The organism is Planomonospora sp. ID82291 (assembly GCF_015711645.1).
Taxonomy (GTDB): domain Bacteria; phylum Actinomycetota; class Actinomycetes; order Streptosporangiales; family Streptosporangiaceae; genus Planomonospora.
This window is the reverse complement of sequence record NZ_JABTEX010000007.1, coordinates 140,628-155,463: the sequence shown is the minus strand read 5'-3', so window position 1 is coordinate 155,463 and position 14,836 is coordinate 140,628. Positions and strand designations below refer to the sequence as shown.

The following is a 14,836-nucleotide window of genomic DNA, read 5'->3' as shown; positions in this document are numbered from 1 at the left end:
GTGTGGACACCGGCTGTCATGCGGCGAGCAGCACCTTATCGGACGTCTGCTCGTAGTCGATCGGGCTGAGCTGACCGAGAGCGGAATGTCTCCTTCGGGTGTTGTATCGAGTGATCCACCGGAAGACCTCCAGACGGGCCTGACAGGCCGAGGGCCATGACCGGGCGCCCTGCAGGGTCTCGCGCTTGAGCGAGGCGTTGAACGCCTCGGCAGCGCTGTTGTCGGCGCTGCTGCCAACCGCTCCCATCGACTGATGCACCCCCAGCTCGGCGCAGACCTCGGCGAACCGGTGCGAGGTGTACTGACTGCCATGATCGGAATGGAAGATCGCTCCGTCCAGGCCGTCCCGGGTCGCAGCGGCGGCCCGCAGCGCATCAACGACCAGATCAGTACGCATGTGATCAGCGATCGACCAACCCGCCAGGCGGCGTGAATGCAGGTCGAGCACGGTCGCCAGGTACAGGAACGCGCCGTCGGCCAGGGGCAGGTAGGTGATGTCACCCACATAGCGCTGGTTCGGCGCGGGCGCGGTGAAGTCCCGGCTGATCAGATCGGGCGCCTTGGACGCGGACGGCTCGGTGACGGTGGTGCGGATCTTCTTGCGCAAGTGCAGCCCGACGATGCCGAACCGGCGCATGATGCGCTCGACGCGCTTGTGGTTGATCCTCATGCCCTGGCCACGCAGCTCGGCGGTGACGCGCGGACTGCCGTAAGTGCCGTCGAACTCACCATGGATCTGCTTGATCTCCTCGGCCAGCGCGGCATCCGCCGCAGCGCGGGCTTCGCGCGCGGGAGCGGCGCTCTGCCACCGGTAGAAGCCCGAGCGCGAGACCCCCAGCACCCGGCACAGCCGCTTGACGCCGAAGGCGCCGCGGTGGTCGGCGACGAACTGAAAGCGGCTCACCAGTTCGTCTCGCCCGCGAAATACTTGGCCGCCCGGCGCAGGATGTCCCGCTCGGTCTCCAGTTCCCGGATGCGGGCCCGCAGTTGCCTGTTCTCCTCTTCCAACACGGCGTCGGACGATACCGGCCCGCCGGCCTGCTTCTTCGTCGGCCCCGCGGTCGTGGGGGCAGAACCGGTGGCCCGCGACTCCTTCACCCACAAGCGCAGGGTCTCGCGGTTGAGGCCCAGGTCCCGGGCCACCGACGCGTACGTCCGCGTCGGGTCAGACAGGTACAGCGCGACGGCGTCGGCCTTGAACTCCGGCGAGTACGACTTCATCGCCACGTGGAACTCCTCGTCTCCGGACTTCCATCATCCGGCACTCAAGGTGTCCACACTTCGGGGGGAAGGCCCGTCCGCGCCCGTACTGGTGACGGACGGCTGACTGTTCCAGTACAGCAGCATGTCATCCCAGCTGGAGGTGATCCGCCGCGCTGTGATGCCGGAGCCGACAGACTCTCCGCAGGTATTGGACTGGTGGTTCCACAGGTTCAGGTCGGCGTTTTCCACCTTGCTGCCCGCGAACTCGGCGGGGATGTCGGGGAACTTGAGGTAGCCGCGCCAGCGCTTGGCGATGCTGCTGGCGTAGGACTTGCCGACCACGATCTCGGGATCGGCGAAGGTGTCCCAGCTGTCCGTGAGGTCGTAATCGTTGATGTAGGCGTCCATGCCGCCGTGTTGCCAGTCGCCGGTGTGGCCTTCGTACCAGTCCGAGGCCGCGGCGGTCATCGTCACCGGGTACGTCGTTGCCGCATCGGCCAAGAATGCGGCGTCCGGCGTGAAGATCAAGGTCTTGCCGTCTTCGGCGAGCGTGACGGCGGCCTTGCCGATCTTGCCTGCATCGAGCGGGGCATCTGTGTCGGCGGCTTTGGCGTCCCGCATTAGGGTCGGCCGCACCTCGGTCAGTGTCTTGCCGTCCTTGCCCACGATGGTGGGCCGGCCTGCGGCGTTCTTTGCGAAGGACATGCCCTTGGGCAGGTCGACCGGGACGCGGAAGGAGACCGGGCCGGTGGGCCGTTCGGCGATGGTGATCTGCTGTTGGAATCCGGTGCGGGTCGCGGTCACCATCAGGTCGCGGCCCTTGCCGTAGGCGGACCGGTAGGTGGCGGTGTTGCCCTTCAGTTTGGGCGCGGGCAGGGCCGACGGTGTGGTGATCTTCGTTGTGGCGTCGGCCGCCTGGCTCTTGAGGAGGGTCTTGTCCCGCCCGGCGGACAGGACGAGGTTTCCCTTCGCGGCCTTGGGCTTGATGACGCCGTCCGCCTCGACGAGGGTGGTGTCGATCGGCGTGAAGCCCTTGCCGTCGGCCTTCTTGACGCGTACGGGCTCGGTGGACAGCTCAACCCGCAGCGTCTTGCCGTCTGGGTTGGCGTAGGTAGTCGAGGTCTCCGTCCGGTAGGACTCGATCTCGATGCGCTTGTTCTGCTTCTTGGCTTCTGCCTTGAGGGAAGCCAGCGGATCGGCCGCAGGGGCGGGCGCCGTGGAGGCAGAGGGGGTGGGATCGGGTTCGGCGGCAGCTGGTGGGGTGGGATCGGGTTCGGCGGCAGCTGGTGGGGTGGGATCGGGTTCGGCGGCAGCTGGTGGGGTGGGAGCGGGTTCGGCGGCAGCTGGTAAGGCCGCCAGCATTGATGTCGATAGCCCGAGGACGGCTATCAGGGAGGTGCGGCGGCTGCGTGCGAGCGCGCTGAGCCTCGGGGGATGGATGTTCACTCTGACCTTTCATGATCGTTTCAGTCAAACCGGACGATCATTGCATAAGGTCCGCATAAAAGTAAAGATCAGCATAAATCGGAAAGATGGGTTTCCGGATAGATCAAGAGGGTGGCTTGGATTCGTCAATACAGTATTGACGGCCGCCTCATGCTCCCCTGTGCAGCGCGCAGCAGCATCCTCGCCTGGGGTCGCGCCTACTACCCGGCCGACCTCCTGGACGGCACTCCCGTCGCCGCATCCGGCAAGGTCACTGACGGAATCTACGGCGCGCTGGCCGCCGCAGGCATCCTGGACGTCGCGACCGCCCGCGTCACCGAGACCTTCCACGCCCGCACCGCCACCTCCGCCGAGGCCGCGGCCCTGCGCATCCCTGCCGGCAGTCCCGTCCTCGTCATCGACCGCGTCACCCGCACCGGCGCCGGTCACGCCATCGAGCTGCTGCGCCGCGTCGCGGCCTCCCGTGTCCGGGTCATCCACGACGGCTTGCCGCTGACCGCGCCCGCGTAGCGAGCACTCCGCGGCCGGTGCGATACTGGCCCGACTTGGCTACGTTTCGGGTGGACAAGTGCGACGGCCCCCAGCGACACCGCGTTGGGGGCCGTCGTTTTCCCCGCTCACTTCACCGGCGTGGCCTCATGCCCCTCGGCAATACGGTCGATGTGCGCCGCGAGCTCGAAATCTTTCTCCGTCAGCTGATGTCCGGCGTCGTGCGTCGTGATCGAGAAGGTCACCCGCTGCCAGCGGATGTCGATGTCCGGGTGATGACCCACCTCCCGGGCCTTCGCCCCGACGTACATCACCAGGTGCAGGCACTCGTGGTAGGTGTGCTGATACGTGCGGGTGATCGCATCCCCGCGTCGTTCCCACCCCGGCAGGTCTGCGAGACGGAGGGCGATCTCCTCATCGGTCAATGGCTGCAGCTCAGACATCGGCGTCCTTCGGCTAGGCGATGATCGTCCGCAGCATCTCACCCATCTGCCGGCCGTGAGGAGTCCGCGCCCACGGCTTCATCGCCGACCGGATACCGAGCAGCGCCGTCTTCATCCGCGCGGACCCGGTCTCCCCGATCAACCGCACCACGTCCCCGGCGACCGCCACGGCCTGCCCACTCTCCCCGGTGGCCGCCAGCGCGGTAGCGAACCGCGCCCGGAACACGCCCACGTCCCGCTGGGACGTCGACGGCTGCCGCGCCAGCGCGGAATCCCACAACTGCGCGGCCTCGGCGTGCAGTCCCAGACGGCCGTAGCAGGTGGCGCGCTGCACATCCAGGTAGCGCGGGGTCCGGCGGGCCGCGTTGCCCCACGCGAAGTCGTCGTCGATCGCGTCGGTCAGGTGCGCGGCCTCCTCCAGCGACCGGTCACACCCGGCCCGGTCTCTCATCAGGGACCGGCCGTGCGCCCGCTGCTGCATCGCGAGGATCCGCACCTTCGGGCACAGCTGACCGGCGTCCGCCAGTACGGCCGCGGCCAGGTCCACCACGCCGGGCCCGTCCCCGGTGTCGGTCCGCAGCATGGCCTTGTTGACCAGGGCGTACCCGACGAGCTGCGGGTCGTGCGCGCGGTGCGCCATGTCGAGGGTCTCGGCTCGCCACCCCGCGGACTGCCGCAGATCCCCGGCGTCCTGGTACAGCCAGCCGACCAGGGCCGCGTACGCCGCACCGACCCGCAGGAACTCCCGCCGCAGATCGTCCGGGGCCTGCCCAGCGAGGTCGCAGATCAGCCGGTGCTGCGCGATGACGGTCGGGATGAGGTGGTGCGGCCCCAAGTACATGTCGGCCATGTAGTGGCCTTTCAACTGCTCCGCGAAGTACGGCACCAGCTCAGGTGCCACGTGCTGCGTCATGACACGGCCTTCGTGGGGGGTTATCTCCCATGGCGGGAGAGTATCGCCGGTTCTCTCGGATATGTCGGATCCGAAGAGTTCTTCCTTGCTTAACTCGAATACCCGGCACAGCAGCGTTTTATAGATCGCTCCCGGTGGCCACTCGCCGTTCTCCCACCGGCGGATCAACCGCTGGATGCTCGCCGTCGCGGTCAGGATCGGGTTGTCCGGATCGGCCGCCGCCCGTAGCTGCACCGCCAACTGCTTCTGTGACCAGCACTTATTCTCCCGCTCGTCACGTATCCGAAGCGCCCACGCGGGGAGTTCGCTGCGCATTCGCATCCACCTCATCAATGGCCGGGAAAGCGGAGAGGAAGGGGAAGTTCATCCCTACTTCCTCAATCTTCCTCCCATGCCCTCTCCCCGCAGGCACTTCCGAGAAGTTGTCATGGAATCTGTTTTCCCCTGCGGGAAAAGGCGGACCCGCCGGGCGTCAGGCAACACCCGACGGGCCCTTGACCGGACATCGGAGGTCCGACCCATGAGCCACGGTAATCCAACCGCCCTGCTCTCTTCACCCCCCACCAGAGCAGAAGCACACATCTGGACGGAGGTAACCGGCCTTGTCGCCGAGATGCACGACAAGATGCTGGCCGTCGTGCAACGGCTGGTGAAGCCGCACGGCCTGCGGACCGCGCGCGTTCACAGGATCGGCATGCTGCTGCGCGGGGACGGCATGCCGGCCCCGAAGGCACCCATCACCCACCACGCCCCGGACCTGACGGTGTACGACGACGCCGGGTGGGTCATCGCCACGGTGACCATCGGCCCACGGGCCGGCCACTACCTCATCTCCCTCCCCACGGTGGACGTCGGCTGCCAGACCGTGAACGCCGACCAGCCTCACGCGGTGGTGGACATGATCTGCGCTGCCCGGGGAGCGGCGGCATGACGAAACGGATCATAGAGTTCGACGTCAAGGAACTGTCCAGCGGTGGCTGGGAGGCCCGGTTCACCGACGCCCCGCCGGACGCGCCCGCCGACGTGACGGCGAACACTTTCCGCGAGCTCGAACTGCGGTGCGTCTCCAAGCGGGTCGCCCGCGCGCTGAACGAGGGCTTCGCCCGCATGGAGCAGGGCGACGCGGCATGACCGTCACAGTGGCGGAGCCCAAGATCCGCGTTCCCTACGTGATCGCCCGCTCGGGTGAGATCGTCAACCAGCATCCACGGTTCGTGAGCAAGCTGGGCGGCGGGCTGCGGCTGGCCTACGACAGGCCGCGGCCGAACGACTGGGCCCACGGCGTGCTTCGTGTCCGCGTTCGCACCACCCGGGAAGGGCAGCCGCAGTGGCGGCTGCTGAACACCCGCCGACAGTGGGAATGCATGGAGAAGAACCTCTGCCAGGTCTGCGGGGAGGTAGCCACCGATCCGGTATCAGGTCGCATCCCGTGGATCATGACGGAGACGGCGTTCCGTGACGTGCCCGGTGAGCCGGGCAACGGCTACACCAGCGCGCCCGCGACGTGCCGGGCGTGCATCGGGGATGCACTGGCCCTGTGCCCTCGGCTTCACATCTCCTCCGCGGTCTGCACGGTGGCCTACGCCGAACCGGTCGCCGTGCTGGCCGAGGTGTTCCAGCCGGGCCCCGGCCGCAGAGCCGTCCATACCGGCGAGCACAACGTGTTCGTTCGCCTTGACGACGAGGTGCTGTTGCCCCGCGTGCTTGCTACGCAGTTGATCGTCAAAGTCCACGATCTTCAGCCCGCGCCGCTCCTGGCGTAACCCCCACGACGGAGGAATGTTGTCCCCCAAGCTCAGACGCATCAGGAACACCGGTCTACTAGTGAGCACGATCTTCATCGCCGTGCTGGTGGTGGCGTCGCTGAAGGTCGCCATCGTCACGGTCGTCATGATCGCTGTCACTCTCGGGCCCGTCCTGCTGGTCCGCCTCTCAACACGCGGACGCCCGCGCGGCCGGTAGGCCCCCTGAGCTGGCGCGGCAGCGTGGGATCACTCGCCCCCGCGTTGCCGCGTCGATCAACCCTGCGGGCACGGGAGCCCGCAGGTTGCAAGACGCGACTGGATGGCAGACGTCGGGCGCGGAGCCATCGAACCACGGTCGCAGCGGGTGTCCTCGGCTCGGCTAGTCCTCGGCCGAGGACACTCAGCGCCCCGCCCGCGACACCCCCTCTCACCGAAGGAGTGAAGATGACCACCGCCACCGCCTGGGGACTCGCCCAGGCCACCGAACCGCTTCCGAAAGACGGACCGCTGTACGCCACCGCCGTGCTCGACCCCGCCACCCAGCTCGCCCGCTTCTACGACGCGGCCGGCGCGATCGTGGACATGGGTGACAAGAAGAAGGCGGTCACCGTCACCAAATCCAAGGGAGGTGGCGGTGACGGCTCAGGCAAGAGCAACCCGGTCGCCGACGACTCCAACAGCGACGGGTAGACAAGCCGATGCAGCCCTCGCCGCAGACCGTGCTGGTCATCACCTCGGTCGAGGACGTCCACGCCGACCTCGTGATCGAGAAACTCAACGAACGCCGGGTGCAGGTCGTCCGCGCCGACCCCGGCGACATCGGCACCGGCCTGATGTTCGACGTCTGCCTCGGCGATGACCAGGTGGAGTGGGCCGGTCGGCTGCGCACGCCGAGCCGTGACATCGCGCTGGAAGAGGTCGGGGCGGTGTACTACCGCCGCCCCACCCCTCACTCCGCGCGGTTCGCCCACCTGCCCGCCGTGGAGCGGGAGTTCGCCGTCACCGAAGCGCAGCACGGCCTCGGCGGCGTCCTGCGCAACCTGCGCACCACGCGGTACGTCAACCACCCCGCGGCGATCAACGCCGCCGACTACAAACCCGCGCAGCTCCGCGTCGCCGCCCGGCTCGGCATGGCCATCCCGCCGACACTGATCACCAACGACGTGGCGGCCGCGCGGAAGTTCGCCGCCGGGTACGGCCCGATCATCTACAAGTCCTTCCGGGGCGCACCCCGCTCCCCGGACGGCCAGGTCGCGGCGATCTGGACGCAGCGGGTCGCCGAGGAGACGCTGGACGACTCGCTGGCGGTCACCGCCCACCTGTTCCAGAAGGAGGTGGCCAAGACCGCCGACGCCCGCGTGACCGTGATCGGCCGGACCGTGTTCGCCAGCAGGATCACCACCCCCGGCGGCGCACTCGACTGGCGCAGCGGCGACTGGGAGCAGCTCGTCCACGACCCCGTCGACGTTCCCGAGCAGATCATCGACTGCCTGCACGCCTACCTCGACCACTTCGGGCTGGTGTTCGGCTGCTTCGACTTCGCCCTCGAATCCACCGGGGAACGGGCCCCGGACCGCTGGACCTTCATCGAGTGCAACCCCAACGGGCAATGGGGCTGGTTGCCTGATTCCGACGCGATGGCGCAGGCCTTCGCCGACCTCCTATTGGAAGGATGGTGGCCGTGAGCGATACGGCCGCGAAGCTCCGCCGCGCCCTGGCCGGCACCATAGGCTCCCCCGGCTGGCGCGCGGCGCTGGAAGCGATACCGCGCGAGCTGTTCCTGGGCGATGCCGTCTACCTGCCCGACCCCGCCCGCGCCGACCGGTGGACCCCGGTCCGCCGTGAGCAGGTCGGCGCGGACGACTGGCCGGCCATGGCCTACACCGACCAGACGTGGGTGACCCAGGTCGACGGGCTCCTGGCCGAGGACGCCACGGAGACGGTGACCGGGTCGCCGAGCTCGTCGTCGACCCTGCCCGGCCTGGTCGTGCGGATGCTGGAGGACGCCCAGATCAGCGAAGGCGACCGGGTCCTGGAGATCGGCACCGGCACCGGCTACTCCACCGCGCTGATGTGCCACCGGATCGGCGGGGAGGCGGTGACCTCCGTCGAGTACGACCCGGCCGTGGCCGAGCGCGCCCGCCGGGCCATCGGCCGCTTCGGCTGCACGCCCACCCTGGCCGTGGGCGACGGCCTGCACGGACACGACGAGAACGCCCCCTACGACCGGCTGATCGCGACCTGCTCGGTACGGACCATTCCCCCGGCGTGGATGCGGCAGGTCCGCGACGGCGGGACCATCCTGGCTCCGATGTGGGGGTGGATGGGCGGCGTCGCCTCCGCGCATCTGACGCCGGCCGGCGACGGCACCGCCGGCGGCCGGTTCCTGACCCAGGACCTGTACTTCATGACCGCCCGCTCGCACCTGGCGCCTCCCCGGCCGCCGGTCACGACCGGAACCGGGGAGGCCCGGGAGAGCCGCATCGACCCCGGAGTCTTCGACGACGACACCGCGGTGTTCGTCGCCCAGCTCGCCGCGCCGGCCGCGCAGCAGGCGTGGGCCGGGGACACGCTGATCCTGCTGGACGTCGGCACCGGCTCCCGGGCCGATGTCCGGCCCGGCCTCGGCGGCGGGTGGATCGTCCACCAGCACGGTCCGCTGCGGCTGTGGGACGACGTCGAGGACGCCATCGTGACCTGGCGGGCAGCCGGGTCGCCGCACCAGTCCGGGTTCGGGCTCACCGTCACCCCGGACCGCCAGTTCGTGTGGCTGGGCGAACCGGACGGCCCGTGCTGGGACCTGCCCGCCTGAGCAGGAACACGAATCTCCGGAGGCGCGAGGCGCGAGAAGGCGGCTGAGCGGCCCGTGACTCGTCGTCGGGGGTTATCTCGATATCGCCCACATCTCCGGGCTCCACGTCCAAGTGCAGGGGCAGCAGGTCGCGGACCATGGGCTCCGCCTTGTCCAGGCGGCGGGCCTGGGTGTAGGCCGGACGGTGGAGGCCGGGACCCTCGACGGTCAGCGCCCACCAGCCGCCGGACCTCTGCGCGGTAACGCGGTATGCGTTCAATCGCCCTCGCCCTCCAGCGTCTCGGTCAGGTGCGCGGCCTCCTCCAGCGGCCGGTCACACCCGCTCCGGTGTCGGGGCGGCACCGGGGCGGCGTCAGAACAGCTCGATGGCGGGCAGGGCCACGGCGACGGCGGCCTGGCCGGTGGCGGCGGCGTGGTTGACCCGCTGGCGGGCCATCACGTGGCGTTCGCGCAGGTCGTCGACGCTGAGGTCGGTCAGCAGGTCCTGCTCGGCCCGTTCGCCTTCCACGTAGCCCACGACGTCGGCGACCTGGCGCTGGACCTCTTCGACGGCGACGCCGACGTGTTCGAGCATCTGCCGGCTGATGTCCTGGAACTGGATCTCCCCGACGGCGCCGGTGGTGCTGTCGGTCAGAGCCGAGGACGTCTGCGCGACCCGGCCGGCGGCGTCGACGGTGTCGGTCAGCACACCGGTGAACATCTCGGTGAGCTTGTGCTGGGTGTCGATGACGCCGAGCAGGCGGCGGGTGATGGCGCTCTGCTCACCGGAGGCCCCCTCCAGCTCCGGCACCGCCGCCGCGCCGGTGTCGATCGCGCTGTCGTCGGCGATGGCCAGATGCAGCCGGTCGGTCAGCTCCTTGATGCTGGAACCGATGTCGTGGGCGGCCCGGCTGGACTGCTCGGCCAGCTGGCGCACCTCGTCGGCGACGACGGAGAACCCCCGGCCGGCCTCGCCGGCCCGGCTCGCCTCGATCTTGGCGTTCAGCGCCAGGACGTTGGTGGCGCGGCTGACGGCCTCGATCGCCGCCACGTGGCGGTTGAGGTCGCGCATCTCCTCCACCAGCACGCCCACCCGGCGGTCGCGCTGGGCGAAGTACCCGATCAGGCCCAGGACCAGCCGGCTGTTGGACTCGCCCATCTCGGACAGCTGGCGCTGGGTCATGTCGACCGCCCTGGCCAGGCCGTCCACGTCGTCGGCCATGGCGCCGGCCAGCGCGTCGACCTGCTGCATCCGCTCCAGCGTCGCCATCGCGGCCTCTTCGGTGTAGTCGGCCACGTCCTTCAGGTGCGCCGCCATCACGTCGCAGTACGCCGGCAACGGCGACAGCGCACGGGAGATCGCCTCACCGGCCGGCCGGGCCGGTTCCGCGGTCCGGTCCCGGCGGGGGGTCAGCCACCGGCTCAAGCCGAACATCTTCGTCCTTCCTCGTAGGGTCCGTCCTCGCCGGGGCCTCAGGCCCCCGGGACGACCTGCTTGACGACGCCCAGCAGCTGCTCGGGCGCGACCGGCTTGACGAGCCAGCCGGTGGCGCCGGCGGCCTTGGCCTCGGCGCGTTTGGCCGCCTCGGACTCGGTGGTGAGCATCAGGATCGGCGTGAACCGCATCCCGGCGGCCTTGCGGACCTCCCGGGCGAAGGTGATGCCGTCCATGAACGGCATGTTCACGTCGCTGATGATCAGGTCGGGGCGCAGCCCGCCGGTGACCTTGCCCAGCGCCTCCTTGCCGTGGGAGGCCGTCTCCACGCCGTAGCCGGCCTTGGTCAGCACCGACTTGATGCTCATGAGCATGGTGGCCGAGTCGTCCACAAGCATGATCGTCTTCACTGTGCGGCCCCTTTCTGGGCTTCTTTGCTGCTCTGCCGGTTTTCGAGCAACGGCATGATGTGGGCGGACAGGAAGGAGTCCAGGGGCCTGCCGGTAATCGTCGGCCGGAACAGCAGCAGGGCCTGCAGCGCCCCGGTGTGCAGATGGGTGCAGTTGCGCAGGTTCACTCCGGGCCGGGCGGTCGCGCGCAGCCAGGCGGCGAGGGGTTCGACCTCTTCGACCGTGAGCACCCCGGTGACGGTCGCGGTACGGTCACGCAGCTCGAGCGGCAACGCCGAGCACCTCCTTGATGTTGAGGACCAGCAGGACGAGGCCGTCACCGAGCAGTGCGGTTCCGGAGAACGCGCCATGGCCGGCGAGCAGGCCCTCCATCGGTTTGAGGATCACGTCCATCTCGCGGTGGAGGCGTTCGACGAGCAGGCCGACCTTCTGCCCGCCCACCTGCGTCACCAGCACCTCGCGGATGTCCTCGGGCGGCGTCCAGGGCAGGTGCAGGGTCGCGGCCAGGTCGATCACGGGCACGACCTCGCCGCGCAACTGGATCACGTCCTGGTGCAGAACCCGCCCGAATCCGCCCGCCGGTACCCGTACCGCCTCCGCGACGGTGTCGACGGGCACGCCGAAGCGCTGCCCGGCGGCGCTGAAGACCATCACCTGGGTCACGGCCATGGACAGCGGCAGCCGCAGCCGGGTGGTGGTCCCGGCGCCCGGCGCGGAGGAGATGCCGACGGTCCCGCCGAGCCGCTCCACACTGGCCCGCACGGCGTCCATGCCGACACCGCGGCCGGAGACGTCCGAGACGGTCTCGGCGGTGGAGAAGCCGGGCAGGAAGACCAGGTCGGCCGCCTCGGCGTCGGGGATCGCCTCCAGCCGGGCCTCGGTGATGAGCCCCTTCTCGTAGGCCTTCCGCTTGATCGCCCCGGGATCGATGCCGGCGCCGTCGTCGGTCACCTCGACGACGACCGCGTCCCCGTCGGAGACGGCGCTCAGGCGGATCCGCGCGACGGCCTCCTTGCCGGCGGCGACCCGCTGCGCGGGCGCCTCGACGCCGTGGTCGAGGCTGTTGCGCACCAGGTGCACCAGCGGGTCGCCGAGGGCCTCGATGACGTCCTTGTCGGCCATCACCTCCTCGCCCTCGGTGACCAGCTCGACCGACTTGCCGAGCTTGCGGCCCAGGTCGCGCACGAGCCGGGGGAAGCGGGCGAAGGCGACGGACAGCGGAAGCATGCGCACGTCCATCACCGCGGCCTGCAGTTCCTCGGCGATGCGGTGCATCCCGGCGTACTGGTCCTTGATCCGGCGGGCCAGGAGGCGGCTGCCGAACTCCTCCTCGGCGGAGGCGGCCAGGAACGTCAGCGCGTTCTTGGCCACGTTCAGCTCGCCCACCAGTTCCATCAGCCGGTCGACCTTCTCCTGTTCGACCTTCAGCGTCCGCGAGCCGACCTGGACCGCCTCGGCGGAGTCGCCGGAGACGGACGTCGCCGCATCGGGCGGACCGGGTACCGGCTGCGCCGCCTCCAGCAGCCGGCGCGCGGCCTCCGCCACGGCCCGGGGGTCGTCCTGGCGCGGCACGTCGTCACGGCCCAGCACGTGGGCGGCGGCCCGTACGGCCCGCCCGGCGGAGGCCAGGCGGGTGGCCCGCTCGGCGGCGTGCTCCGGCAGCGCCGACAGCGTGTGCAGGGCCGCCTCCAGTACGGCGCGCGCGTCGGCGGCCTGTGCGGTGCCGGCCTGCGGTGCACCGGCCTCCTGCCCGGCCTGCGGTGCACCGGCCTCCTGCCCGGCCTGCGGTGCACCGGCCTGCCGTCCTGCCCCCTGTCCTTGCCCTGCCTCCAGCCCTGCCTCCTGTCCTGCCTCCTGTCCGGCGTCGGTCCCCTCCCCGGCGAGCAGCCGGGTCAGGGCCGACGCGCCGAGCTCGACGATCTCGACCTGCTCGGGCACGTACCGGAACAGGTAGGCGAGCTCGACCGGGGCCGCACGGGTGGCCAGCACGAAGTCCAGCAGGCAGGCGTACTCGTCGTAGTCGTCGGCCGACGGCCAGGCCGCCGGCGGCACCGGCACCAGCCGGTCGACCGCCGGCACCTGGCGCAGCAGGTGCAGCGGGTCCTCGCCGCGGAAGTAGCAGTCCTCGTCCGGCGTGTAGCGGACGAGGCGCAGGGTGGCGGAGGTCGCCTCCAGCCAGCCGGCGGTCTCCTCCAGCCACTGCCCGCCCAGTGCGGCCGCCCACCGCGGGGCGGCTACGGCCACGGCCGGCGCCGGGGCGTCCGCCGCCGCGGCGGCGGATGCGGCGGCGGGTGCGCCGGAGCCGCCCAGCGGGCGCCGCAGCCGTTCGATCAGCCCGCCGGCCGCGGTGCCCGCCGTGGCCGGCAGGCGTCCGGCGGAGGTGACGTGGACCAGCCAGCCGCGGATCAGGTCGAAGGAGGCCAGCAGGTCGTCGGTCATCGCCGCGTCCAGGTCCAGCCGGCCGCCGCGCACGGCGTCCAGCAGGTCCTCGGCGGCGTGGGTCAGGCGGGTCAGCTCGGGGAAGTCGAACAGCCCCGACGACCCCTTGAGGGTGTGCGCGGCCCGGAAGACCCCGTTGACCAGGTCGGTGTCCTGGGGCGCCCGCTCCAGGCGCAGCAGGCCCTCGTCGACCTGGGCGAGCAGGTCGTCGGCCTCGGTGAGGAACTGGGCGAGCAGCGCGTTCACCGGGCGCCTTCCGCGGCGAGCATGGCGGCCAGCCGGACCAGGCGGGCGCCGTCGACCGGCTTGACCAGGTAGAGGTTGGCTCCGGCGGCATAGGCGCGGTCGGCGTCCGGGCCGCGGTCCTCGGTGCTGACCATGATGATCGGCGCGTCGGTGCCCACGGTCGGCCCGCGCAACGCCTCCACGCAGGCGTAGCCGTCCATCTTCGGCATGTTCACGTCCACGACGAACAGGTCGAACGCGGTCTGCAGCGCGAGCTCGACGGCCTGCAGGCCGTTGACCGCCTCGGCGACCTCGAAGGCGGCCTCGCTGAGCAGCTGCCGGTGGTAGAGCCGTACGGTGGCGGCGTCGTCGACGACGAGGACGCGGGCGCTGCGGGAAGGGCTGGTCATCGGGTCGCTCCGGTGGTCGGTCGCCGGTACACCAGGCCCTCCGGCAGCCGGCACGGTGTGAAGATGGGGGAGATGCGGCTCATCGACTCCGAATGGCCGAGGAACAGGTGGCCGCCGGGCCTCAGCGCGCCGTAGAGGTTCTCCGCGGCGCGGCGGCTGGACAGCTCGTCGAAGTAGATCAGCAGGTTCCGGCAGAAGATCACGTCGAAGGGCTCGAAGGCCTGCATCTGCCCGGTGTCGGTGATGTTGAGCAGGGAGAACGAGATGGCCGAGCGGATGTCGCCGGAGATCTGGTGGAACCCGCCGCCGGTCGGGGTGAAGTGGCGGCTCAGCCAGGCCGGCGGGACCCGCTGCAGGGAGCGGGTGCCGTAGACGCCGCGCCGGGCGTGGCCCAGCACGTTGGTGTCGATGTCGGCGGCGTGGATCTCCACGTCCACGTGGTCGATCGACGGCCACTCCTCCAGCAGGCGCAGCGCGATGGAGTACGGCTCCTCCCCGGTCGAGCACGGCAGCGACAGGATCCGCACCGGCCCGGTGCGCCCGGCGCGGGCGCGCTCGGACATCACCGAGGGCAGGACGGAGTTCAGCAGGCCGTCGAACTGGTAGTCCTCGCGCAGGAAGTACGTCTCGTTGACGGTCAGCTGGTTGATCATCTCCTGGGTCAGCTCGGGGCGGATGCCCAGCCGCAGGGACGCGAACCAGGAGGCGAAGGAGTCCTCTCCGGAGGAGCGGACGCAGGCGCCCACGCGCTTGTCGACGAAGTAGCGCTTGGCCGGGCTGAACTGGATGCCGGTGCGCCGGTAGAAGAACTCGCGGAAGCGCTCGAAGTCGGTGTCGCTCAGGGTGAAGCCGTCCTCGGCGCCGGATGCGGGCGCGTACATGCCGGC

At 70.2% G+C, this 14,836-nt stretch carries 18 protein-coding genes; 8 read left to right on the top strand and 10 right to left on the bottom strand.

From position 1 onward, the window contains the following. Nucleotides 1-16: 16 nt before the first annotated feature. Both HS045_RS31200 and HS045_RS36330 read right to left on the bottom strand, forming a co-directional pair. Nucleotides 17-1,227, bottom strand: a protein-coding gene (locus HS045_RS31200; RefSeq protein ID WP_196454155.1) for an IS3 family transposase whose coding sequence is annotated in 2 segments (ribosomal slippage) — nucleotides 17-921 and nucleotides 921-1,227 — 1,212 coding nt in all. Because the reading frame shifts where the segments join, the coding sequence is not laid out codon by codon here. Nucleotides 1,228-1,254: 27 nt separating this feature from the next. Continuing rightward, on the bottom strand, nucleotides 1,255-2,649 hold the full coding sequence (locus HS045_RS36330) for a DNRLRE domain-containing protein (RefSeq protein WP_196455200.1): 1,395 nt from the start codon (nucleotides 2,647-2,649) through the stop codon (nucleotides 1,255-1,257). Nucleotides 2,650-2,799: 150 nt separating this feature from the next. On the opposite strand from HS045_RS36330, the gene HS045_RS31190 reads away from it, so the two are divergent. Continuing rightward, nucleotides 2,800-3,159 carry a UTRA domain-containing protein gene (locus HS045_RS31190; RefSeq protein ID WP_196455199.1) on the top strand — a complete coding sequence of 120 codons (360 nt, stop codon included), beginning with the start codon at nucleotides 2,800-2,802 and terminating at the stop codon, nucleotides 3,157-3,159. A gap of 107 nt (nucleotides 3,160-3,266) precedes the next feature. On the opposite strand, the gene HS045_RS31185 is transcribed toward HS045_RS31190, so the two are convergent. Continuing rightward, nucleotides 3,267-3,581, bottom strand: coding sequence for a 4a-hydroxytetrahydrobiopterin dehydratase (locus tag HS045_RS31185; RefSeq protein WP_196455198.1), 315 nt, complete (start codon nucleotides 3,579-3,581; stop codon nucleotides 3,267-3,269). A 13-nt stretch (nucleotides 3,582-3,594) separates the two neighbouring features. After that, complete coding sequence (locus HS045_RS31180) at nucleotides 3,595-4,494, bottom strand: hypothetical protein (RefSeq protein ID WP_196455197.1); 900 nt, start codon at nucleotides 4,492-4,494, stop codon at nucleotides 3,595-3,597. A 613-nt stretch (nucleotides 4,495-5,107) separates the two neighbouring features. Here HS045_RS31180 and HS045_RS31175 point away from each other — a divergent pair. The 7 genes from HS045_RS31175 (at nucleotide 5,108) to tgmC (ending at nucleotide 9,051) form a co-directional block, all read left to right on the top strand. Next, nucleotides 5,108-5,425, top strand: a complete 318-nt coding sequence (locus HS045_RS31175; protein WP_196455196.1) for a hypothetical protein — start codon at nucleotides 5,108-5,110, stop codon at nucleotides 5,423-5,425. After that, nucleotides 5,422-5,625: a hypothetical protein gene (locus tag HS045_RS31170; RefSeq protein WP_196455195.1), complete on the top strand. Its 204-nt coding sequence runs from the start codon at nucleotides 5,422-5,424 to the stop codon at nucleotides 5,623-5,625. The genes HS045_RS31175 and HS045_RS31170 overlap by 4 nt, the downstream gene beginning before the upstream one ends. Next, the gene (locus tag HS045_RS31165; protein ID WP_196455194.1) at nucleotides 5,622-6,257 is read left to right on the top strand and encodes a hypothetical protein; all 636 of its coding nucleotides are present in this window, start codon (nucleotides 5,622-5,624) and stop codon (nucleotides 6,255-6,257) included. Before HS045_RS31170 ends, HS045_RS31165 begins: the two co-directional genes overlap by 4 nt. A 61-nt stretch (nucleotides 6,258-6,318) precedes the next feature. Next, nucleotides 6,319-6,456: a hypothetical protein gene (locus HS045_RS31160; protein ID WP_196455193.1), complete on the top strand. Its 138-nt coding sequence runs from the start codon at nucleotides 6,319-6,321 to the stop codon at nucleotides 6,454-6,456. 227 nt (nucleotides 6,457-6,683) lie between these two features. Then, complete coding sequence (locus HS045_RS31155; RefSeq protein WP_196455192.1) at nucleotides 6,684-6,929, top strand: putative ATP-grasp-modified RiPP; 246 nt, start codon at nucleotides 6,684-6,686, stop codon at nucleotides 6,927-6,929. 8 nt (nucleotides 6,930-6,937) lie between these two features. Further along, nucleotides 6,938-7,924: an ATP-grasp ribosomal peptide maturase gene (gene tgmB / locus HS045_RS31150; RefSeq protein ID WP_196455191.1), complete on the top strand. Its 987-nt coding sequence runs from the start codon at nucleotides 6,938-6,940 to the stop codon at nucleotides 7,922-7,924. After that, entirely contained in the window at nucleotides 7,921-9,051 is a 1,131-nt protein-coding gene (tgmC, locus tag HS045_RS31145) for an ATP-grasp peptide maturase system methyltransferase (RefSeq protein WP_307827812.1), read from the top strand. Before tgmB ends, tgmC begins: the two co-directional genes overlap by 4 nt. A gap of 352 nt (nucleotides 9,052-9,403) precedes the next feature. Here the strand turns inward: tgmC and HS045_RS31140 are convergent, their stop codons facing one another. Genes HS045_RS31140 through HS045_RS31115 form a run of 6 tightly spaced genes read right to left on the bottom strand, consistent with a single transcriptional unit; the run spans nucleotide 9,404 to nucleotide 14,830 of the window. Next, entirely contained in the window at nucleotides 9,404-10,465 is a 1,062-nt protein-coding gene (locus HS045_RS31140; RefSeq protein ID WP_196455189.1) for a methyl-accepting chemotaxis protein, read from the bottom strand. 38 nt (nucleotides 10,466-10,503) lie between these two features. After that, nucleotides 10,504-10,875 (bottom strand): response regulator, encoded by a 372-nt coding sequence (locus HS045_RS31135; RefSeq protein WP_196455188.1) that lies wholly within the window; start codon nucleotides 10,873-10,875, stop codon nucleotides 10,504-10,506. After that, entirely contained in the window at nucleotides 10,872-11,147 is a 276-nt protein-coding gene (locus HS045_RS31130; protein WP_196455187.1) for a hypothetical protein, read from the bottom strand. Before HS045_RS31130 ends, HS045_RS31135 begins: the two co-directional genes overlap by 4 nt. After that, on the bottom strand, nucleotides 11,128-13,560 hold the full coding sequence (locus tag HS045_RS31125) for a chemotaxis protein CheA (RefSeq protein WP_196455186.1): 2,433 nt from the start codon (nucleotides 13,558-13,560) through the stop codon (nucleotides 11,128-11,130). The genes HS045_RS31130 and HS045_RS31125 overlap by 20 nt, the downstream gene beginning before the upstream one ends. Continuing rightward, on the bottom strand, nucleotides 13,557-13,949 hold the full coding sequence (locus HS045_RS31120; protein WP_196455185.1) for a response regulator: 393 nt from the start codon (nucleotides 13,947-13,949) through the stop codon (nucleotides 13,557-13,559). Before HS045_RS31120 ends, HS045_RS31125 begins: the two co-directional genes overlap by 4 nt. Continuing rightward, nucleotides 13,946-14,830 carry a protein-glutamate O-methyltransferase CheR gene (locus HS045_RS31115; RefSeq protein WP_196455184.1) on the bottom strand — a complete coding sequence of 295 codons (885 nt, stop codon included), beginning with the start codon at nucleotides 14,828-14,830 and terminating at the stop codon, nucleotides 13,946-13,948. Before HS045_RS31115 ends, HS045_RS31120 begins: the two co-directional genes overlap by 4 nt. Between the last annotated feature and the right edge of the window lie 6 nt (nucleotides 14,831-14,836).